The organism is Nonomuraea aridisoli, from assembly GCF_003236395.1.
GTDB lineage: Bacteria > Actinomycetota > Actinomycetes > Streptosporangiales > Streptosporangiaceae > Nonomuraea > Nonomuraea aridisoli.
Window position 1 is genome coordinate 1 of sequence record NZ_POUD01000171.1, and the last position, 19657, is coordinate 19657.

At 73.4% G+C, this 19657-nt stretch carries 16 protein-coding genes; 7 read left to right on the forward strand and 9 right to left on the reverse strand.

The features are described 5' to 3' along the window. The 4 genes from C1J01_RS31370 to C1J01_RS31385 all read right to left on the reverse strand — a co-directional run. On the reverse strand, positions 1-577 hold a 577-nt coding region (locus C1J01_RS31370), incomplete at its 3' end, for a hypothetical protein (RefSeq protein ID WP_220040192.1). After that, the gene (locus C1J01_RS31375; RefSeq protein WP_111182588.1) at positions 574-2820 is read right to left on the reverse strand and encodes a xanthine dehydrogenase family protein molybdopterin-binding subunit; all 2247 of its coding nucleotides are present in this window, start codon (positions 2818-2820) and stop codon (positions 574-576) included. The genes C1J01_RS31370 and C1J01_RS31375, both read right to left, overlap by 4 nt. Then, the gene (locus tag C1J01_RS31380; protein ID WP_111182589.1) at positions 2817-3809 is read right to left on the reverse strand and encodes an FAD binding domain-containing protein; all 993 of its coding nucleotides are present in this window, start codon (positions 3807-3809) and stop codon (positions 2817-2819) included. The genes C1J01_RS31375 and C1J01_RS31380 overlap by 4 nt, the downstream gene beginning before the upstream one ends. Further along, complete coding sequence (locus C1J01_RS31385; RefSeq protein ID WP_111182590.1) at positions 3806-4339, reverse strand: (2Fe-2S)-binding protein; 534 nt, start codon at positions 4337-4339, stop codon at positions 3806-3808. Before C1J01_RS31385 ends, C1J01_RS31380 begins: the two co-directional genes overlap by 4 nt. Before the next feature lie 122 nt (positions 4340-4461). On the opposite strand from C1J01_RS31385, the gene C1J01_RS31390 reads away from it, so the two are divergent. Both C1J01_RS31390 and C1J01_RS31395 read left to right on the forward strand, forming a co-directional pair. Next, complete coding sequence (locus tag C1J01_RS31390; RefSeq protein ID WP_111182591.1) at positions 4462-7260, forward strand: helix-turn-helix transcriptional regulator; 2799 nt, start codon at positions 4462-4464, stop codon at positions 7258-7260. 121 nt (positions 7261-7381) lie between these two features. Then, complete coding sequence (locus C1J01_RS31395; protein ID WP_111182592.1) at positions 7382-8212, forward strand: alpha/beta fold hydrolase; 831 nt, start codon at positions 7382-7384, stop codon at positions 8210-8212. Between the two features lie 39 nt (positions 8213-8251). On the opposite strand, the gene C1J01_RS31400 is transcribed toward C1J01_RS31395, so the two are convergent. After that, the gene (locus tag C1J01_RS31400; RefSeq protein ID WP_181449061.1) at positions 8252-10243 is read right to left on the reverse strand and encodes a SpoIIE family protein phosphatase; all 1992 of its coding nucleotides are present in this window, start codon (positions 10241-10243) and stop codon (positions 8252-8254) included. A gap of 157 nt (positions 10244-10400) precedes the next feature. Between C1J01_RS31400 and C1J01_RS31405 the strand changes: the two genes are divergently transcribed. Both C1J01_RS31405 and C1J01_RS31410 read left to right on the forward strand, forming a co-directional pair. Further along, on the forward strand, positions 10401-10889 hold the full coding sequence (locus C1J01_RS31405; protein WP_111182594.1) for a MarR family winged helix-turn-helix transcriptional regulator: 489 nt from the start codon (positions 10401-10403) through the stop codon (positions 10887-10889). A gap of 72 nt (positions 10890-10961) precedes the next feature. Beyond that, a complete protein-coding gene (locus C1J01_RS31410) occupies positions 10962-12416 on the forward strand; it encodes a DHA2 family efflux MFS transporter permease subunit (RefSeq protein ID WP_111182595.1) in 1455 nt (484 codons plus the stop codon). Between the two features lie 67 nt (positions 12417-12483). Here C1J01_RS31410 and C1J01_RS31415 read toward each other — a convergent pair whose 3' ends face one another. Continuing rightward, positions 12484-13374, reverse strand: coding sequence for an LLM class F420-dependent oxidoreductase (locus tag C1J01_RS31415; RefSeq protein WP_111182596.1), 891 nt, complete (start codon positions 13372-13374; stop codon positions 12484-12486). Positions 13375-13455: 81 nt separating this feature from the next. Next, positions 13456-14136: a TetR/AcrR family transcriptional regulator gene (locus C1J01_RS31420; RefSeq protein ID WP_111182597.1), complete on the reverse strand. Its 681-nt coding sequence runs from the start codon at positions 14134-14136 to the stop codon at positions 13456-13458. A gap of 357 nt (positions 14137-14493) precedes the next feature. Between C1J01_RS31420 and C1J01_RS31425 the strand changes: the two genes are divergently transcribed. After that, positions 14494-16527, forward strand: coding sequence for a SpoIIE family protein phosphatase (locus tag C1J01_RS31425; RefSeq protein WP_181449062.1), 2034 nt, complete (start codon positions 14494-14496; stop codon positions 16525-16527). Here the strand turns inward: C1J01_RS31425 and C1J01_RS49255 are convergent. Further along, a complete protein-coding gene (locus C1J01_RS49255; RefSeq protein WP_146615786.1) occupies positions 16419-16913 on the reverse strand; it encodes a hypothetical protein in 495 nt (164 codons plus the stop codon). The genes C1J01_RS31425 and C1J01_RS49255 overlap by 109 nt on opposite strands. A gap of 304 nt (positions 16914-17217) precedes the next feature. Here C1J01_RS49255 and C1J01_RS31435 point away from each other — a divergent pair, with 304 nt between their 5' ends. Further along, positions 17218-17673 (forward strand): MarR family winged helix-turn-helix transcriptional regulator, encoded by a 456-nt coding sequence (locus C1J01_RS31435; RefSeq protein ID WP_181449063.1) that lies wholly within the window; start codon positions 17218-17220, stop codon positions 17671-17673. Position 17674: 1 nt separating this feature from the next. Here C1J01_RS31435 and C1J01_RS31440 read toward each other — a convergent pair whose 3' ends face one another. Beyond that, complete coding sequence (locus C1J01_RS31440; RefSeq protein ID WP_111182601.1) at positions 17675-18112, reverse strand: MarR family winged helix-turn-helix transcriptional regulator; 438 nt, start codon at positions 18110-18112, stop codon at positions 17675-17677. Positions 18113-18222: 110 nt separating this feature from the next. Between C1J01_RS31440 and C1J01_RS31445 the strand changes: the two genes are divergently transcribed. Then, the coding region (locus C1J01_RS31445) for an MFS transporter (RefSeq protein WP_328589690.1) at positions 18223-19657 on the forward strand (1435 nt) is incomplete at its 3' end.

Here is a 19657-nt window from a genome sequence, read left to right on the forward strand (position 1 = left end):
CCCCCACCCACGCCACCGCCAGCGCGCACGCCCCCGAGGCGATCCTGCCGAGACGCCGCAGCGGCCAGCCCTCCCAGGCGAACGTGATCTGCAACATCGCGACGAAGGCGCCGCCCCCGATCGACATGGTGGCCGGGAACGTGGCCGCATGCCCCGCCCCCGCGGTGGGGTCGAAGACGCCGCGCAGGTCGAGCCGGTCGACCACGGCCTGGGCGAGCATGGTCAGCAGGATCCCGGCGAACGCGATCACCAGCGTGTCGGCCGGCCCGGACCAGCCGGGACGCAGGCTGGAGCCGGGCCAGTCCTCCCACCAGAAGGCGATCATCGCCACCACCGGCAACGAGAACGTGACCAGCGGCCCGAGCACCAGCACCGACCCCTCGGCGCCGCCAACGCCGACGGAGAGCAGGACGGCCACCGGCAGCACGGGCACCAGGCCGATCAGGCCCAGGCCCGGCTGGCGGGCGTGCCGCCACAGCTCGGCGTCGAGGTGGGGGCGCCGGTGGGCGGTGAGCAGCGGGCGGTCGGGCAGCGCCCGCCGGCCGTCGCCGCCGGCGGGCAGAGGGACGTCGCTCATGAGGAGGCGGGCGGGTCCATGACGAGCTCGGCGGCGAGCGGCAGCCGCCGCAGACGGCGCCCGGTCGCGTGGAAGACCGCGTTCGCCACGGCCGCGGCGGCCCCCACCTGGCCGATCTCACCGACGCCCTTGATCCCGAGCGGCACGACGTCGTCCTCGACCTCGACGAACTCGACGGTGATCTCCGGGATGTCGGCGTTGACCGGCACGAGGTACTCGCCGAGGTTGCTCGCGCCCCAGCGGCCGTGGCGGGTGTCCATCTCGTTGCCCTCGAGCAGCGCCTGGCTGAGACCCCACACCATGCCGCCCATGAGCTGGCTGCGCGCCAGCTTGGGGTTCAGCACCCGCCCCGGCGCGAACACGCCGGTCATCCGCCGGACCCGGATCAGGCCGAGTCCGGGATCGACGGCGACCTCGGCGAACTGGGCGCCGAAGGTGAGCAGGCCGTGCGGGGTGGTCAGCGGCGGCGGGGTCCAGCTGCCCACCTCCTCCGCGTCGGCCAGCCGCCGGCGGATCATCAGGTCGGCGTACGTCTCGCCGGTCTCCGGCCGGTCGCGCAGCCGCATCCGGCCGTCCGCGACCTCCACGGCCGCCGGGTCGGCGCCGTGCAGCGGCGAGTCCGCGTCGGTGACCGCCATCGCGACGAGCCGGTCGCGCAGCGCCGTCGCGGCGGCGTGCACGGCGGCGCTCACCATGCCGGCGCCGGCCGAGCCCACCGCGGCCGAGGTGTTCGGCAGGTCGGTGTCGCCCGCCTCGAACCGTACGGACTCCAGGGGCAGGCCGAGCGCGTCGGCGGCGACCTGCGTGGCCACGGTCAGCACCCCCGTGCCGAACTCCTGGGTGCCGGTCTGCACGACCGCGCTGCCGTCCTCGTACACGCGGGCGCGGGCGCGCTGCTCCGGCATGAAGAACGCCACCGGGTACGCCGCCGCGGCCATCCCGGTGCCGATCAGCCAGTCGCCGTCCCGGCGGGCGCGCGGCCTCGGGTCGCGCCCGTGCCAGCCGAACCGCTCCGCGCCGAGGCGCAGGCATTCGGCCAGGCCGTCGCTCGACCACGGGTTGCCGCGCGGGTCGGTGCGGGCGTGGTTGCGCAGCCGCAGCTCCACCGGGTCGACGCCGAGCTCGTACGCCAGCTCGTCCATCGCGGTCTCCAGCACGAAGACGCCCAGCGTCTCACCGGGGCCGCGGGTGAACGTCGGCGTCATCGTGTTGCCGTGGATGAGGCTGTGCACGCCCTCGTAGTGCTCCACGTCGTACAGCTGGGAGGACACCCCGGTCGCGGGCTCGGCCCAGTCGTCGAAGTGCGAGGTGATCGAGAGCTTGTGGTGGCGGATCGCGGTCAGCCGCCCGTCCCGGGTCGCGCCGAGCGAGATCCGCTGCTCCTGCTCCTCGCGGTGCCCGTTGGAGGTGTACGTCTGCGCCCGGGTGAGCGCCAGCCGTACGGGTCGGCCGACGTGCCGGGCGGCCATCGCGGCGAGCGTCACGTGCGGCCAGGTCATCGCCTTCGAGCCGAAGCCGCCGCCGACGAAGTGAGTGATGACGCGGACGTGCGACAGCGGCAGCCCGAGCAGGTGCGCCACCGTGAGCTGGGTGGCCCGGATGCCCATCGTCGAGTCGTAGAGGGTCAGCCGGCCGTCCTCCCACACCGCCGTGGTGGCCGGCGGCTCCAGCGCGTTGTGGTGGTTGGCGGCGAACCGGTAGCCGGCCTCGATGCGCACCGGCGCCTCGGCCAGCGCCGTCCCGACGTCGCCGCGCTCGTCGCGGCCGGGCATGAGCCCGCCGAACAGCCGCTGCGCCTCGTACACCCGGTCGCGGCCCTCGTCGATCGCGGTGATCGACGGTTCCCGCCGGTAGGCGACGTCCACGAGCGAGGCGGCGTACTGGGCCTGCTCGTGGCTCTCGGCGACGACGAGCGCGACCGGCTGGCCGGCGTAGTGCACGGCCGCGTCCTGCATCGGGAAGAAGCTCTGGCCGGGCGCGGCGGCGCCGAGCAGCGACGGCAGCAGGCGCGGCTGCCCGGCGATCTTCGGCAGGTTCTCGTGGGTGAGCACGGCCAGCACGCCGCCCGCCGACAGCGCGCGGGAGGCGTCCACGGACTCCACCCGGCCGCTCGGGATGCGGGCCCCCACGACGGCCGCGTACGTCAGGCCGGGCAGGGAGATCTCCGCCGTGTAGCGGGCGCCGCCGGTGACCTTCGCGTGCCCGTCGACCCGGTCGACGGGCCGGCCGATCGCGGTGTTCATCGCATGCCTCCCCGTGCGGCCTGGGTCAGGCCGCGGACGATCGCCCGCTGCGCGAGCTCCACCTTGAACGTGTTGTGCCGCCGCGGGACCGCCGCGCTCAGCTCGTAAGCGGCCGCCGCGGCGTACGACTCCGCGGTGGCGGGCGCCCCGAGCAGGCGCCGCTCGGCGAGGCGGGAGCGCCAGGGCTTGGTGCCGACGCCGCCGAGCGCCAGGCGCGCCTCGGTGACGAGGCCGTCCTCCACCCGCACGGCCGCGCACACCGACACGAGCGCGAACTCGTACGACTGCCGGTCGCGGAACTTCAGGTAGACCGACCGCTCGGCGATGCCGGCCGGCGGCAGGTCGATCGCCGTGATCAGCTCGCCGTGCCGCAGCGGGTTCTCCCGATCGGGCGTGTCGCCGGGCGGCAGGTAGAAGTCGTCGATCGGGATGCGCCGCGCGCCGCCCGGCCCGGCCGTGTGCACGACCGCGTCGAAGGCGACGAGCGCGACGGCCACGTCGGACGGGTGGGTGGCGATGCAGTGCTCGCTCGTGCCGAGCACGGCATGGCCGCGGTTGAGCCCGTCCAGGGCCGAGCAGCCGCTGCCCGGCTCCCGCTTGTTGCACGGCGAGACGCCGTCCCGGAAGTACGCGCAGCGGGTGCGCTGGCACAGGTTGCCGCCCATCGAGGCCATGTTGCGCAGCTGCTGGGAGGCGCCGAGCAGGAGCGCCTGCGCGACGCCCGGGTAGCGGCCGGCGATCACCGGCGTGCGGGCGACCTCGCTCATGCGGGCCAGCGCGCCGATCCGCACGCCGCCGCCGGGCAGGTCCTCGATGTCGTGCAGGGGCAGGTCGTTGATGTCGACCAGCAGGTCAGGCCGGGCGACCCCGAGGCGGACCAGGTCGATCTCGGTGGTGCCGCCGGCCAGGAAGGCGCCGGCCGGGTCGGCGGCGACGATCTCGACGGCCTCGGCGACCGTGCTGACGCGGGCGTAGGCGAGCGGTCTCATGGGCGCTCCCGCGCGTCGCGTACGTCCTTGATCGCCTGGCGGATGCCCGGGTAGGCGGCGCAGCGGCAGATGTTGCCGCTCATGAACTCGGCGATGTCCTCGTCGGTCTCGGCGTTGCCCTCCTCGATCAGGGCGATGGCCGACATGATCTGGCCCGGCGTGCAGTAGCCGCACTGGAAGGCGTCGTGCTCGATGAACGCGCGCTGCATCGGGTGCGGCTCCCCGTCGGTGGCCACGCCCTCGATGGTGGTGACCTGCCGGCCCTCGCACGCGATCGCCAGGGTCAGGCAGGCGAGCACCCGCCGGCCGTCCACCCAGACCGTGCAGGCGCCGCAGGTCCCCTGGTCGCAGCCCTTCTTGGAGCCGGTCAGGCCCAGCCGGTCGCGCAGCGCGTCGAGCAGGCTCACACGGGGTTCGAGGGCGACCGCGTGGTGCGTACCGTTGACCGTCAGGACGACGGGCTGCTCGGACGGGCCGCGCACGGTCGGCGTTCGGCGGCGAGCCGCTTCGGCGGTGAGGTCGATACCCATGGGTCGCAGTCTGTGTGCGATGGTTTCGTGGGGGCTTAGGTCAAATGACCACATTTGATTACTGCATTGGGGATGGGCCGCCTTAACCTGTTCACGTTGCGATCGCGCGGGGGGCGACCGGAATGAACGATGTCGAGCACTATATTGATCAACGCCTGTCCGGCGAGCTCAAGGGGCTGGTCGGACGGGACGCGGAGCTCACGCTCATCCGCGACCTCCTGGAACGCGCCGCTGGGGACGGCGCCGCCCTGGTGTTGTCGGGCGAGCCGGGTGTGGGCAAGACCGCGCTGCTGGAGGCGGCGGCGCGGGCCGCGGCCGGGTGCGGCACCCGCGTGCTGCGCGTGACCGGCGTGGAGTTCGAGGCCGACATCGCGTTCTCGGGGCTCAATCAGCTGCTCTTCCCGATCTACCAGGACCACGCCGACCGGCTCAGCCCGGCGCAGCGGTCCGCGCTGTCGTTAGCGCTGGGCTTCGGCGAGGGCGCCATGGCCGACCGTCTCACCGTGTCAACCGCCGCGCTGACGCTGCTGCGGCAGGTGGCCGAGGACTGCCCGCTGCTGGTCGTCGTCGACGACCTGCACTGGCTCGACCGCTCCAGCGCGGGGGTGCTGGGGCTGGTGGCGCGCCGGCTGGCCGGCAGCCGGATCGGCCTGATCGCCGCCTCCCGGCTGGGGCCGGACACCTTCTTCGACCGCGGCGGGCTGCCCGAGCACGAGGTGCGCCCGCTCGACGGCGACGCCGCCCGCGGCCTGCTCGGCGCCCGCTTCCCTGGCCTGGCCGAGCCCGTGCGGCGACGGGTGATCGCCGAGGCCCAGGGCAACCCGCTCGTGCTCGTGGAGCTGCCGCAGGTGCTGAGCGACCCGCAGCGTGCCGGCGACGAGGCGCTGCCCGAGGTGCTGCCGCTCAGCCAGCGGCTCCAGACGCTCTTCACCTCCCGCATCGCCGACCTGCCGGCCAGGACCTGCTGGCTGCTGCTGCTCGCGGCCCTCGACAGCACGGGCGACCTTGGCGTGCTGGAGGCGGCCACCGGCGGCTGCCTGGAGGAGCTCGGCCCCGCCGAGCGGGCCGGGCTGGCCGGGGTCGATCTGATCACCAGGCGGCTGATCTTCCGGCATCCCGTCGTCCGCGCCACGGTGGTGAACTTCTTCACCGAGGCCGAGCGCCGCCGTGCCCGCCGCACGCTCGCCGACGCCCTGGCCGGTCAGCCCGAACGCCAGGCCTGGCAGCTGGCCGACGCCACGATCGGCACCGACGAGCGGGTGGCCGCCCTGCTCGAACAGGTCTCCCGCCGGGCGCTGCGCTGCGGCGACGCGGCCGGCGCCGTGGCCGCGCTGCTGCGCGCCGCCGACCTCAGCCCGCGCAGCGCCGACCGCAGCCGGCGGCTGGCCGAGGCCGCGTACGTCGGGGCGAACGTGACCGGCGGGCTGCGCGACGTGCCGCGCCTGCTCGGCGACGCGCGCCGGGCCGACCCGGAGCTGGACAGGTCGCTGGAGGCGGCGGTCGCGACCGCGTACCTGCTGGTCAACGGGGAGGGCGACGCCGACACGGCCTACCGGCTGCTGATGGGGGCGATCGAGGCCCGCGGCGGCGAGCTCCGCGCCGACGACCACGCCCTGGTCGAGGCGCTGTTCACGATGCTGCTGGTGTGCTTCTCCGCCGGTCCGCGCCCCGAGCTGTGGGAGCCGTTCCAGGCCATCGTGGCCGGGCTGACGCCGCGGCCGCCGGAGGTGCTCGCGGTGTGCACGGCGATCTTCGCCGACCCCGCGCACGCCACGCCCGCCACGCTGGCGCGGCTGGATGACCTCATCAGCGGCTTCCCGGAGGAGGCCGACCCGGACCGGATCGTGTGGATCGGGCGTTCCGGCTTCTTCTACGACCGGATGTCGTGCTGCCGGGAGGCGCTGTGGCGGGTCGTCCGCGACGGACGCGACGGCGGGGCGGTCACCTCGGCCATCGGCGCGCTCATCAGCCTCAGCCTCGACAACCTGCTCACCGGCGAGTGGGAGGAGGCCGCGCAGCTGGCCGAGGAGGGCCTGCGGCTGTGCCGCCGGCACGGTTACCTGTTGCTGGAATGGCCGCTCTGGTTCGTCCAGGCGATCCTGGCCGCGCAGCGGGGCGACGAGGAGACCGCGCTGGCGCTGGCCGACAAGATGGTCCGCTGGGGGACGCCCCGCCGGGCCGGCAAGGTCCTGTTCTACGCCCGGTACGTGCGCGCCCTGGCGGCGCTCGGCCGGGGCGACGCCGAGGCGGCCTACCATGACCTCGCCTCCGTGAGCCCGCCCGGCGTGCTCACCCGCTACGTCCCGCTCGTCATGTGGGCCGCGCCGGTGCTCGTCGAGGCGGCGGCCGGCAGCGGACGGCACGCCGAGGCCCGCAAGCACGTCGCCGCGATGCGCCAGGCCGGGTTCGCCGACATGTCGGCGCGGCTCGCCCTGGCCGTCGAGGGGGCGGCGGCCGTCGCCGCGCCCGCCGCCGAGGCCGACGCCCGCTTCGAGCACGCGCTCGCCGTGCCCGGGGCGGAACGCTGGCCGTTCGACCTGGCCAGGATCCGCCTCGCCTACGGGGAGCACTGCCGCCGCTCCCGGGCCATCCACCGGGCGCGGACCCAGCTGGCGGAGGCGCTGGAGACGTTCGAACGCCTCGGCGCGCGGCCCTGGGCCGAGCGCGCCCGCAACGAGCTGCGCGCCACGGGCCAGTCGCCGCCGCACGAGGGCCTCACCCCGCAGGAACGCCAGATCGCCCGCCTCGCCGCCACCGGCCTGACCAACAAGCAGATCGCGCAGCGCCTGCACCTGTCGCCGCGCACCATCGGCGCCCACCTCTACCGCGTCTTCCCGAAGCTCGGCATCAGCTCGCGTGCCGCGCTCCGTGACGCCCTCGGCGGCGACGAGCAACCGGATCGGGACGACGCCGCGCTCTGAGCGGTGTGGTCGTGGATGCAGTCATTTGACCGATGAACGGCCGTGCTCATCCGAGGACCATGTACGCGTGGTGCAGAGCCACGCCCGACGATCGCATCCACCGAACGGAGAAAGAGCACATATGCCGTACATCAAGGTCGGTGAGGAGAACTCCGGTCCCATCGAGCTTTATTACGAGGACCACGGCACCGGCAGGCCGGTCGTCCTCATCCACGGCTTCCCGCTCAACGGCGCCTCCTGGGAGAAGCAGGTGCCCGCACTGCTGGACGCCGGCCACCGGGTGATCACGTACGACCGGCGCGGATTCGGCAAGTCCAGCCAGCCCGCCACCGGTTACGACTACGACACCTTCGCCGCCGACCTCAAGGCGCTCATCGACCAGCTCGACCTGCGTGACGTCGCCCTAGTCGGGTTCTCCATGGGCAGCGGCGAAGTCGTCCGCTACCTGGGCGCCTACGGCTCCGAGCGGGTGAGCAGGGCGGCGCTGCTGGCGCCGCTGCAGCCGTTCCTGCTCAAGACGGACGACAACCCCGAGGGCGTCGACGGCAGCCTGTTCCGAGGGTTCGAGCAGGCCATCGCCGCCGACCGGCCGGCGTACCTGAAGGCGTTCCTGGACGACTTCTACAACGTCGACACCTTCGGCGGCACCCGCATCAGCGAGCAGGCCTGGCAGCTCAGCTGGAACGTCGCCGTCGGCGCCTCCTCGATCGCCACGCTCAAGTGCGTCGCCACCTGGCTGACCGACTTCCGCGCCGACCTGCCGAAGCTCGACGTGCCGGTGCTGGTGGTCCAGGGCGACGACGACCGCATCCTGCCCATCGACAGCACCGGCAGGCGGCTGCCCGAACTCATCGCGGGCCTGCGCTACGAGGAGATCCCGGGCGGCCCGCACGCCATCGGCTGGACCCACCCCGACGAGGTCAACGCCGCGCTGCTCGACTTCCTCAAGTAACCCCAGGACCCCGGCCGCCGGTGGGGGGCCGGCGGCCGGTCAGCGCGTGCGGGCCACCAGGAGCGCGACGTCGTTCTCGCTCCACGAGCCGCCCACCATGGCGTCGATCACGCTGGTGCACAACTGCTCCAGCCGAGGCGGCGCCGTGGTCAGGGCGGCTCGCATGCGTTCCTCGCCGGTGCGGGGGTCGTCGTCGCTCTTGTCGAGCAGGCCCCCGGTGTGCAGCACGATCAGCGATCCCACGGGAAGCTCAAGATCGAGGGTCTCGTAGTGGCCGAGGCCGTGCCCGACCGGAGCGCCGGCGCGGACCGGGGCGAAGGTGGCCCCTCCGCCCGGGCAGACGATCGCGGGGGGCGGGTTCGCCGCCGCCGCCACGACGCAGTGGCGGGTGGCCGGGTCGTAGACCGCGTACAGGCAGGCGGCGCTGGGCAACAGGTCCACGTCGGAGTCCTGGTGCGCGATCAGCTCGTCGAGGTGGGCGAGCAGCTCGCCGGGCGGGAGATCGACGGAGGCCAGCGTGCGGACGGCGGTGCGCATGCGGCCCATCGCGGCCGCGGCGGTGACGCCCTGCCCGCCGACGTCGCCGACGGTCAGCGCGATCCGCCCGCGGGGCAGCGGGATCGCGTCGAACCAGCCGCCCCCGACACGTTCGTGCACGTCGGCGGCGAGGTAGCGGCCGGCCACCTCGACGGCGTCGCCGCCCGACAGGGCGCGCGGCAGGAGATTCCGCTGCAGGGCGCGGGCGGTGTCGCGCTCACGGGTGTAGCGGCGGGCGCTGTCCAGGCTGAGCGCGGCGCGGGCGACGAGCTGCTCGGCGAGCACCAGGTCGTCCGGGGTGAACGGGGCCGGGTTCCGGCTGCGCACGAATACCGTTATGCCGAGGATCTCCCCTCTGGCCAGCACCGGGACGACCATCACGCTGTGCATCCCGGTCTCGCGGGCCAGACGGGCGCGGTCGGGATCCTGATCGAGCCAGGTGCCCGGCGAGAGGTCCAGCGAGGGCTCCAGGTACGAACGTCCCGAGTACAGCACGCGGGCCTGCGGAGCCGACAGCGGCACGATGACCGGGACCCCCGGCCGGCAGAGCGCCTCGGGCAGCGACGTGTGGACGGACGCCATCCCCACCCGGCGGAACGCCGGGGACGTCATCCCGTCCGAGGGCCGCAGCGGCGGCTCCTCGCTCGGCACGACGGCGTCGGCGAGGTCCACCGTGACGTAGTCGGCCAGGGCCGGCATGGCCAGGTCGGCCAGCTCCTGCGCGGTCTTGCGGACGTCGAGCGTGGTGCCGACGCGCGCGCTCGCCTCGACGAGCAGCGCGAGCCGCCTGCGGGCCATGCTCTGCGTGACGTCGATGGCCAGCGTGCACACGCCGACCGGTCGTCCGTCCAGGCCGTCGAGGCGGTGGACCGACATCGACAGGACGCGGTCGCCCTGCCCGTCCCCCGAGGGGCGGCGTATCTCGGTGTCGATCACGGGGACGCCGTCGGAGAGGACCCGCCGCATCAACGTCCCGCTGCGCTCCTGGCCGAAGACCGGCAGATCGCCGTCTCCGCCGCGCAGCAGCAGCGTCTCCATCCGCTCGGCCGGCCCGTTGCTCCAGACGCGGCGCAGGTCGCCGTCCCAGATCCACAGGGCCGCGGGCGAGCGGTCGACCAGCGGCTCCAGCAGGGAGCCGTCGGGACGGGCGTCGGCGGTCGTGCTCGCCGACAGCAGCCAGCCGGGCCCGTGCGGCGACGCGGCCAGCCGATGGCCCTGGACGTTCAGCAGGACGGGGTGGCCGGCGCGGTGGCGGAGCTCGGCCAGGCCCGACCAGCGGTCGAGGTGGGCGTACTGGCGGGCCCAGGCCGACAATCGCTCGTGGTGGTCGCCGGGAGCGAGCAGCCGGGCGCCGGACCGGCCCACGACGTCGGCGGAGCGGTAGCCGAGGAGCCGTTCGGCGGCTCGCGTCCAGCCGATCACGGTGCCGTCGGAGTCGATGATGGCGATCGCGGGAAGTTCCGCGTCATGCCCTGTGGTGTCAGGTACGCCCATGTCTCCCTCTTCCTGATGGGAGCGCGTCATCATCCTGCGGTGCGACGCTACGCCATACTGGACATATCGGTCAATGATCCATAAAAAGGACGTATGGCGACGTAGGTCGTCCGTTCGCGGATAATCCGCACCGGGACTACTTGGGTAGGCTGGACGCATGACGGCGATGGCTCCCACGCGCACCGAAACCGACCTGTCCTTCCTGCTCGACCACACCAGCCATGTGCTGCGCACCCAGATGACCGCGGCGCTGGCCGAGATCGGGCTCACGCCGCGGATGCACTGCGTGCTCGTGCACGCCCTGGAGGAGGAGCGCACCCAGATCCAGCTCGCCGAGCTGGGCGACATGGACAAGACCACGATGGTGGTCACCGTCGACGCGCTGGAGAAGGCCGGCTACGCCGAGCGCCGGCCGTCCAGCACCGACCGGCGGGCGCGGATCATCGCGGTGACCGAGGCCGGTGAGCGGATCGCCCGCCGCAGCCAGGAGATCGTCGACGGCGTCCACCGTGCCGCGCTGGAGTCGTTGCCCGGCGACGAGCGCGAGGTGCTCGTCCGTGCCCTGAACCGCCTGGTCGGCGGCCATCTGGCCACTCCCGCCGAGAGCGCGCAGCCGGCTCGCCGGGCGCGGGAGCGCTCAAAATAGATCCATTAAATATCGTCTACAACGGAACTATCTGCTACGGTCTCTCTTGTCGACTTTGAGACGGGAGAGACCATGTCGTACGCACTTGGCTCGCGCTGGACGGCCCTCGCCGTGCTGTCCGCGACCGGGCTGATGACGATCCTGGACGGCAGCATCGTGACGGTGGCCATGCCCGCCATCCAGGGGGACCTGGGCTTCTCGGCCGCCGGGCTGAGCTGGATCGTCAACGCCTACCTGATCCCCTTCGGCGGGTTGCTGCTGCTGGCGGGACGGCTCGGCGACCTGATCGGCCGCCGCACGATGTTCCTGGCCGGGAACGCCGTCTTCACGGCCGCCTCGCTGCTGGCCGGCGCGGCGTCCGACCCGGGCATGCTGATCGCCGCCCGCTTCCTGCAGGGCGTGGGCAGCGCGCTGGCCTCCGCGGTCGTGCTGGGCATCCTCGTGACGCTGTTCACCGACCCCGTGGAGCGGGGCAAGGCGATCGCGATCTTCAGCTTCACCGGCGCGGCCGGCGCCTCGATCGGCCAGGTGCTGGGCGGGCTGCTCACCGACGCGCTCAGCTGGCCGTGGATCTTCTTCATCAACGTGCCGATCGGGGTGGTCACCATCGCGTCGGCGCTGCGGGTGCTGCCCGCGGACCGGGGGATCGGGCTGTCGGGTGGCGCGGACGTCGCCGGGGCCGTGCTGGTCACCGCCGGCCTGATGCTCGGCATCTACACGGTCGTCCAGGTCGAGGAGCACGGCTGGTCGTCCGGGCACACGCTGGGCCTGGGCGCGGTGTCACTGGTGCTGCTGGCGGCGTTCGTCGCCCGGCAGGCCACGGCGGCGACCCCGCTCATGCCGCTGCGCATCCTGCGCTCGCGGAACGTGGCCGGGGCGAACCTCGCCCAGATGCTGGCCCTGTCGGGGATGTTCGCCTTCCAGGTGCTCGTCGCGCTCTACATGCAGCGGGTGCTCGGCTACGGCGCGCTGGAGACCGGCCTGGCGATGTTGCCGGCCGCCCTGCTCATCGGCTCGATCTCGTTGTTCGCCTCGGCCCGGCTCAGCGCCCGCTTCGGCGCCCGTGCCGTCCTGATGACCGGCCTGGCGCTGCTCGTCACGGCGATGCTGCTGCTCACCCGGGTCACCCCGGACGCCGGGTACGTCACCCACCTGCTCCCGCCGATGATCCTCATCGCGGGCGGCGGGCTGGTGCTGCCGGCGCTGGCCGCGCTGGGCATGTCGGGCGCCAGGGAGAGCGACGCCGGCCTGGCCTCGGGGCTGTTCAACACCACCCAGCAGGTCGGCATGGCGATCGGCGTGGCGGTGCTGTCCACGATGGCAGCCTCGCGCACCGGGGAGCTGCTGGCCGCCGGAGCCGGTGAGGCGGCCGCGCTGACCGGTGGTTACCGTCTGGCCTTCGCCATCGCCGCCGGCCTCCTGACCGCGGCCTTCGCGGTGGCCCTGCTCGTCCTGCGCCGCCCCGCCCACGAAGCGCCCGCCTCCGACGCTCCTGCCGTCGAGCGGCCCGCCGGGGTGACCTCCTGACGCGCCGCGCCCACCGCGACGCCCGGCACACCATCGGTGCGCCGGGCGTCGCCGCGTGCCGAGGAGGTCAGGACAGGGAGAGCGCGGCGGCCAGCTCCCGCCACTCGGCGCGGGGGAGGGCGCTGTCCTGCGGACCGCCCTCCACCACGATCTGCACGCTCACGTGGTCGGCGCCGGCCTTCAGGTGCTCCTCGACACGCGCCGCGGCCCGCCCGGCGTCGCCCAGCGAGCACAGCGCCTCCACCAGCCGGTCGCTCCCGCCGTCGGCCAGGTCGGACTCGTCGAATCCGTGCCGCAGCAGGTTGTTGGTGTAGTTGGGCAGCCCCAGGTACGGGCCGATCACCGCGCGGGCCCTGGCCCGGGCCCGCTCGGGGTCGCTGTCGAGGACGACCTTCACCTCCGGCGCCAGCAGCGCCTGCGGCCCCATGACCGAACGCGCGTACGCCGTGTGCTCGGCCGACACCAGGTACGGGTGCGCCCCCAGCGACCGCTCGGCGGCCAGCGCGAGCATCTTCGGCCCGAGGGCCGCGATCAGCCGCCGCTCCCGGCCCACCGGCACCGGCGCGGCGTCGAGCTCGTCGAGGTAGCGCACCATGTTCGAGTACGGCTTGGCGTACTTCGGCGTCACCACCGCGTGGCTGGCCCCGAGCCCCAGCACGAACCTGCCCGGCGACTCCTCCTCCAGCGCGGCGACCTGCTCGGCCACCTCCTGAGCGGTGAAGTCCCAGATACTCAGGATCCCGGTGGCGACGGTGACGCGCTCGGTGGCCCGCACCACGGCCTCCGCGTCGGCGATCGACGGGCTGCCGCCGAGCCAGATCGTCCCGTATCCCAGCTGCTCCAGCTCGGCGACGGCCTCGGCGATCTCGGCCCGCCGCGCCTCGCCGGCCGTCGTGCTGCGCAGCGCCCAGGTCCAGATCCCGACCCGCCCGAACGACTCCCGCGTCACAGCGTCCATGTCCTGACCACAGTCCCTTCCCTGTCCAGTGGGATGGTGCGCCCGCTCCGCACCAGACCCGCATCGTAAGCGATCAACGGCTCACAGGTCGTTCGCGATGCGGTCGAGCCATTCGGCGAGCAGGGCGCGTTCGGCGGCCGTCAGGGGGACGTCGGTGTCGCGCAGCGTCTCGCCCAGGGCGGCGGCCCAGCGGGCGGCCGTGCGGTCGGGTGGCGGGGGGCCGTCGGTCGAGATCGTCCGCAGCGCCTGCTCACGGGCGATCGGCGACAGACCGGGGTCGCGCGCGTCGGGCGGCACCGACAGCAGGGTGAGCACGACCCCCACTCCGGTGGCGTGGAAGACCTGCGTGGCCCGGTCGACGCTCATGCGCAGCCGTCCCGCCTCGCCGACGCGGGCGATGCGGCGCCGCAGCTTGGCGAGGGTCTCCTGCCGCGTCGGAGAGCCCTTCGCCACGGTCTCGCCGAACGTGAGGGTGTAGAAGGCCGGCCGGGACAGGCCGAAGTCGACGTGCATGTCCCAGATCCGGCGCAGGTCGTCGACCGGGTCGTCGGTCTCGGGCAGCGCCTGCTTGCTCGCTATGTACTCGCGGAAGCCGTGGGCGGCGACGGCCTCGAGCAGGCCCTCCTTGTCGCCGAACAGCCGGTAGAGGGTCGGCGCCTGCACGCCGACCGCGGCGCACACGGCCCGGGTGGAGACGGCCTCGCGCCCGCCGCTCGCCAGCAGCTTCGCCGCCGCGTCGAGCAACCTCTCGCGGGTCGTCATGGTAGCGATCATATCGATTCGGTATATAGCGCCGTAAACGTACATTTGATAACATTCCCCGCGTTAACGTCGATATGCCGCGAACGGGGGTTCATGCGGCACGACATGACATCGGGGGGTGTCTCGTGGGATCGCGCAGCGAGCCGCCGGCGTTCCGGCGGAGCGGGTGCGGCGCGCGTCTCACGTAGGCACGTCGCGGAGGGGCATCCGGCAGCGCACGAGGAGAGCGGCGACGCTCTCCTCATCTCTTTCCCGGCGTCGATCAGGCCGCCCTGCGAGGCGACCGCATGACAGAGATCGACGCGAGTTTTCGCCATAAGTCGCGATGTTTCTCCACAAGTACGGATGGATAGTGATATGTCCGCAACTCCGCCCGCTGGGCGTGGAGCGGCACCGGCGACCGTCGTCATCGACGACGACGGCACCGTGATCGCCTGGACACGAGCGGCCGAGGGGCTCCTCGGCTACCGCGCGTCCGAGGTCGTGGGACGCTCGGGGGCCGTCCTGCTCACCCCGGGCGACCACCGCGAGCGGCTGTCGGCCTGGACCCGGGAGTACGGCCACCTCGACCGCTGGTCGGGTCTGGCCGAGGCCCGCCATAGCGCCGGCCACCCGGTCATGCTGCACCTCCAGGGCCACCGGCTCACCACCCCGGTGGGCCGGCCCACGTGGGTGGTGTCGGCGCGCCCGGCGTCCATGGGCGCCCCCGGCGGCTCGGTGGTGGAGCCGCTCATCCAGCGCTCTCCGGTGGCGATGTGGATCTGGGACCGCGAGCTGCGCTGCGTCTGGCGCAACGTACGGGCCTGGGCCCTGCAGGAGTTCCTGCTCACGTCCCCGGACGACGTCCCCGGCCGGGACGACGCGCCGGCGCTCGGCAACGAGGAGGTCCGCCGCGTGCTGCGCAGGGTGCTCGACGACGGCGCGCCCGTGGTCGACAACGAGGTGCACTGGCCCTCGTCGGACGGTCTCGGGCAGCGCACCCTGTCGATCTCGATCTTCCGCCTCGAAGGCGTGGACGGCGGGCCGGTCGGCGTCTGCTCGCTGGCCATCGACGTCACGCAGAGCCTCGCCCGCGAGCGGCTGGCCATGCTCGTGGAGGCGAGCGCGCGCATCGGCACCTCGCTCGACGTGAGGCAGACCGCCCAGGAGCTGGCCGACTACGCCGTGCCGGCGCTGGCCGACTACGCCGCGGTGGACCTCGTCGAGCCGATGTTGCCGGACCAAACCCCGGTGGAGCGCCCGGGCGGCATGGAGGTGGGCGTCCCCGTCTTCCGCCGCGCGGGCGCGGCCTCGATCTCCCCGGGGCTGCCGGAGTCACCCTGGGCGCGGGGCGAGGCGGTGTTCGTGCCGCCGGACTCCCCGTGGACGCGCGTCCTGTCGACGGGGCGCGCCCACTTCGAGCCCGAGATGGACACCTCGCCGGGCACCTGGCTCGACCACGACCCCGCCCGCGCGAGGACGGTCCGCCTCCTCGGGATGCACAGCCTGATGATCGTCCCGCTCCGGGCGCGCGGGGAGACGCTCGGGGTGACCGCGTTCGTCCGCAGCCGCAACCCGGCCCCGTTCACCCGCGACGACCTGCTGCTGGCGGAGGAGCTCGCCGCCCGCGCCGCGCTCAGCCTGGACAGCGCGCACCGCTACACCCGCGAGCGCACCGCCGCGCTCGCCCTGCAGCGCAACCTGCTGCCGCGCCGGCTCTGCGACGGCGGCGCCCTCGACGTGGCCTACCGCTACCTGCCCTCCGGCGCCCACGGCGGCGTCGGAGGCGACTGGTACGACACGATCCCGCTGAGCGGCGGCCGGATCGCCCTGGTCGTCGGCGACGTGACCGGGCACGGCATCAACGCCGCCGCCACCATGGGCCGCATCCGCACCGCCGTCCGCACGCTCGCGTACATGGACATGCCGCCCGGCGAACTGCTCACCCAGCTGGACAACCTGATCTCGCGGCTGCACGAGCAGGACGTCGGCGCCGACGGCGCCCCGCTGCCCACCCTGGGCTCCACCTGCCTGTACGCGGTCTACGACCCCGCCACCCGGCGCTGCACCATGGCCACCGCCGGGCATCCGCCGCCCGCGGTCGTCGGCCCGGACGGCCGGGTCGCCTTCCTCGCCGGCCCCACCGGCCCGCCGGTCGGGCTGAACCTGGAGGCCACGCACGACTCCTTCGACGTGGAGCTGCCCCCGGGCACGCTGCTGGCCCTCTACACCGACGGCCTGATCGAGCGGCGCCAGGACGACCTGGACACGGGCATGGCCCGCCTGCGCGCCGCCCTGGCCGACTACGCCGATCTCCCGCTGGAGCGCCTGTGCACCGGCGTGATCGACGTCATGGTCGGCGGGCGGGCGGCGGAGGACGACGTCGCACTGCTGGTGGCCCGCACCCGCTGAGCCGCTGCTCCGCCGGGGCGTGCGCGGCGAGCCCCCTTGACCGGCTCCACCACGGCATCGCCGACGAGATTCATGTACGAGGTGAGCAGCCGCACCCCGGGCACGTCCTGCGAGCCGACGACGAGCCCGTGCAGTTCCTCGCCCGGCAGGGTCAGCACCTTGGCCGGCGTCCCGGATCCGATCGCGAAGTCCCACGGCGTGTCGCTCAGGCGTATGGCGCGCAACCGGCGGCAGAGGTCCTCCATGGCAGCGTCGGCCGGCTTGAGCGCCGGATCCTGATCCGGTGGCCGCCGCGTCAGCGTCACAGGCGGGATGGGCGCAGCGTCGCCGACCTGCTCGTCCCACCTGCGGTGCAGCAGCTCGACCGGGTCGGGCGCGGCCGTCACGACAGGCCGTCGCCGGAGGCGCGTGACCGGCTCTCGCCGTCGCCGGAGGGGAGCCCGGTCACGCGCCGCAAGAGGCAGGTTCCGACAGTACAGAACCACCCGAGTGTCGCAGGAACGGGTAGCCGGCCTCTCCCCTACAGGGAACCACCTCACCGGCGCTCATTCGTGCCCTCTGGTGGGCCTCGCGTTCATGGGACCGCCAGTCCCACCCCCGTTCTCGGGCAAGCGCGTTATGCGGTCTACATATAGTGTGTTCGATACACACGATGTGTACGATGCATGCCGGGCCGGAGGGAGGCCGTCCGTGGACGCGTCCACACGCTCGATCGAGTACGAGACCATGCTGCTCGGCCGGCACCGCGCCCTGACCACGCCGCGGCTCCGCGACGACGGCGACCGCCTGGAGCGCAGCGCGTACATCCTGCTCAGCCGTCTGGAGCTGGCGGGCCCGATGTCGATCGGGCAGCTCAGCGACGCCTTCCGGCTCGATCCGTCCACGCTCAACCGGCAGACCTCCGCGATGGTGCGCGCGGGCCTGGTCGAGCGCATCCCCGACCCGGAGGGCGGCATCGCCCGCAAGTTCCGCGTCACCGCGGAGGGCGAGCACCGGCTGCGCATGGAGCGCGAGCAGAACGTCCGGAGCCTGGAGAAGGTGCTGGCCGGCTGGCCGGAGGACGACGTCGCCGCGTTCGCCGCCTACCTCAGGCGGTTCAACGGCGACATCGAGCGGCTGGAAGGGCGTCCCTGGCCGCGCCCGTGACTCATGCCCGCGGCCAGCGCCGCCCCGAGATGTCCTCGATGCTGCCGTTGAAGCGCTTGAGGTAGCCCGCGAAGGCCGCGGCGTCCTCGGGGGCCCAGTCGGCGAGCACGCGTTCCAGGCCGCGTAGGATGCGTTCGCGCTCCTCCAGCAGGCGGCGCTCGCCCTCGGCGGAGACCCGGAACTTCCTGGCCAGCCCCCCGTCGGGGTCGGGGATGCGGTCCACCAGCCCCGCGCAGTGCGCGGCGGTGACCTGCCGGTGGATCGTCGACCTGGCCACCCCGAACGCCTCACTGAGCTGCCCGATCGACATCGCTCCCTCGGCGCGCAGGCGGCTGAGCAGGATGTACGCGCTGCGCTCCAGGTGTCCGCCGTCCACGGCCAGGTCGCGGTGCCGCCAGAGCAGCATGGTCTCGTACTCGATCTGGCGGGGCAGCGACATGGGGGTCTCTCCCATCGTGGCCGAAGGCGATGTGTATCGTGCACTCGTTGTGCATGAAACATAACATGTGTATGGTGCATTCGGTATAAATGGTACGAAGGGGACATCTGGTGCATTCTGCGCCCAGTGCACGGTCCGGCGGCGGGATCGTCAGTGTGCTCGCGGTGGCCGGCATCGCCGGTTCGCTCATGCAGACCTTGGTGGTGCCGCTGGTCGGCGAGCTGCCACACCTGCTCAACGCCTCGGCGGCCGACACCTCCTGGGTGCTCACCGCGACGCTGCTCGTGGGTGCGGTCGCAACCCCCGTGATCGGCAAGCTCGGCGACATGTACGGCAAGCGGCGCATGATGCTCGTCTGCTCCATCCCGCTCGTCGCCGGTTCGGTGGTGTGCGCGCTGGGCGACTCGCTGATCCCCATGGTCGTCGGCCGTGGCATGCAGGGCCTGGGCGTCGGCATGATCCCGCTCGGCGTCAGCGCGCTGCGCGACCTGCTGCCCCCTCAGCGGGTCGGCCCGGCCATCGCGCTGATGAGCTCCTCGATGGGCATCGGCGGCGCGCTCGGCCTGCCCATCTCCGCGGCCGTCGCCGAATACGCCGATTGGCGCATCCTGTTCTGGGGTTCGGCCGCGCTGAGCACGCTGGTCGCCGTGCTGATCTGGCTGCTGGTGCCGGCCACGCCCGCTCGGGAGCAGGCCGGCCGCCTCGACCTGCTCGGCGCCCTCGGCCTGGGGGCGGCGCTGGTCAGCCTGCTGCTGGGCGTCTCCAAGGGCGCCGACTGGGGCTGGGGGAGCGGCACCACGCTCGGGCTGCTCGGCGCCGCGGTGGTGATCGCGCTGCTGTGGGCGCTGTGGGAGCTGCGCGTCCGCGACCCGCTGGTGGACCTGCGGCTCACCGCGCGTCCTCAGGTGCTGCTCACCAACCTGGCCTCGATCCTGGTCGGCTTCGCCATGTACGCGCAGTCGCTCGTCCTCATGCAGATCCTCCAGCTGCCGGCCGCGACCGGGTACGGACTGGGCCAGTCGATGCTGGCCGCCGGCCTGTGGCTGGCGCCGGCCGGGCTGATGATGATGGCCGTCTCCTCCTTCGGCGCCCGGCTGTCGGCCGCCCGCGGCCCGAAGACGAGCCTGTTCGCCGGCGCGCTGGTCATCGCCGCCGGGTACGGCGCCGCGTTCGTGCTGATGGACTGGGCCTGGGGGATGATGATCGCCGCCGCCGTCGGCAGCATGGGCGTCGGCCTGGCGTACGGCGCGATGCCGGCGCTGATCATGAGCGCGGTGCCCAGGACGGAGACGGCCTCGGCCAACAGCTTCAACACGCTGATGCGCTCCATCGGCACGTCGGTGTCGGCCGCCGTGGTCGGCGTCGTGCTGTCCCAGATGACCATCACGATGGGCGGGCGCACGCTGCCGTCGGAGTCCGGGTTCCGTACGGCCCTGCTGATCGGCTGCGGCGTCGCCCTGGCGGCCGCGCTGGTCACCCTGACGCTGCCCAAGCCGAAGGCCGAGGCCGAAGAGCCCGAGCCCGCCGCAGAACCCGCCCCTGCCG

Excerpts from the sequence above, each read along its gene's own strand:
- C1J01_RS31375 (WP_111182588.1), bottom strand. The coding sequence starts at position 2,820 with ATGAACACCGCGATCGGCCGGCCCGTCGACCGGGTCGACGGGCACGCG.
- C1J01_RS31385 (WP_111182590.1), bottom strand. The coding sequence starts at position 4,339 with ATGGGTATCGACCTCACCGCCGAAGCGGCTCGCCGCCGAACGCCGACC.
- C1J01_RS31390 (WP_111182591.1), top strand. The coding sequence starts at position 4,462 with ATGAACGATGTCGAGCACTATATTGATCAACGCCTGTCCGGCGAGCTC.
- C1J01_RS31440 (WP_111182601.1), bottom strand. The coding sequence starts at position 18,112 with ATGTCGCTGCCCCGCCAGATCGAGTACGAGACCATGCTGCTCTGGCGG.
- C1J01_RS31380 (WP_111182589.1), bottom strand. The coding sequence starts at position 3,809 with ATGAGACCGCTCGCCTACGCCCGCGTCAGCACGGTCGCCGAGGCCGTC.
- C1J01_RS31425 (WP_181449062.1), top strand. The coding sequence starts at position 14,494 with ATGTCCGCAACTCCGCCCGCTGGGCGTGGAGCGGCACCGGCGACCGTC.
- C1J01_RS31410 (WP_111182595.1), top strand. The coding sequence starts at position 10,962 with ATGTCGTACGCACTTGGCTCGCGCTGGACGGCCCTCGCCGTGCTGTCC.
- C1J01_RS31400 (WP_181449061.1), bottom strand. The coding sequence starts at position 10,243 with ATGGGCGTACCTGACACCACAGGGCATGACGCGGAACTTCCCGCGATC.
- C1J01_RS31415 (WP_111182596.1), bottom strand. The coding sequence starts at position 13,374 with ATGGACGCTGTGACGCGGGAGTCGTTCGGGCGGGTCGGGATCTGGACC.
- C1J01_RS31395 (WP_111182592.1), top strand. The coding sequence starts at position 7,382 with ATGCCGTACATCAAGGTCGGTGAGGAGAACTCCGGTCCCATCGAGCTT.
- C1J01_RS31420 (WP_111182597.1), bottom strand. The coding sequence starts at position 14,136 with ATGACGACCCGCGAGAGGTTGCTCGACGCGGCGGCGAAGCTGCTGGCG.
- C1J01_RS31405 (WP_111182594.1), top strand. The coding sequence starts at position 10,401 with ATGACGGCGATGGCTCCCACGCGCACCGAAACCGACCTGTCCTTCCTG.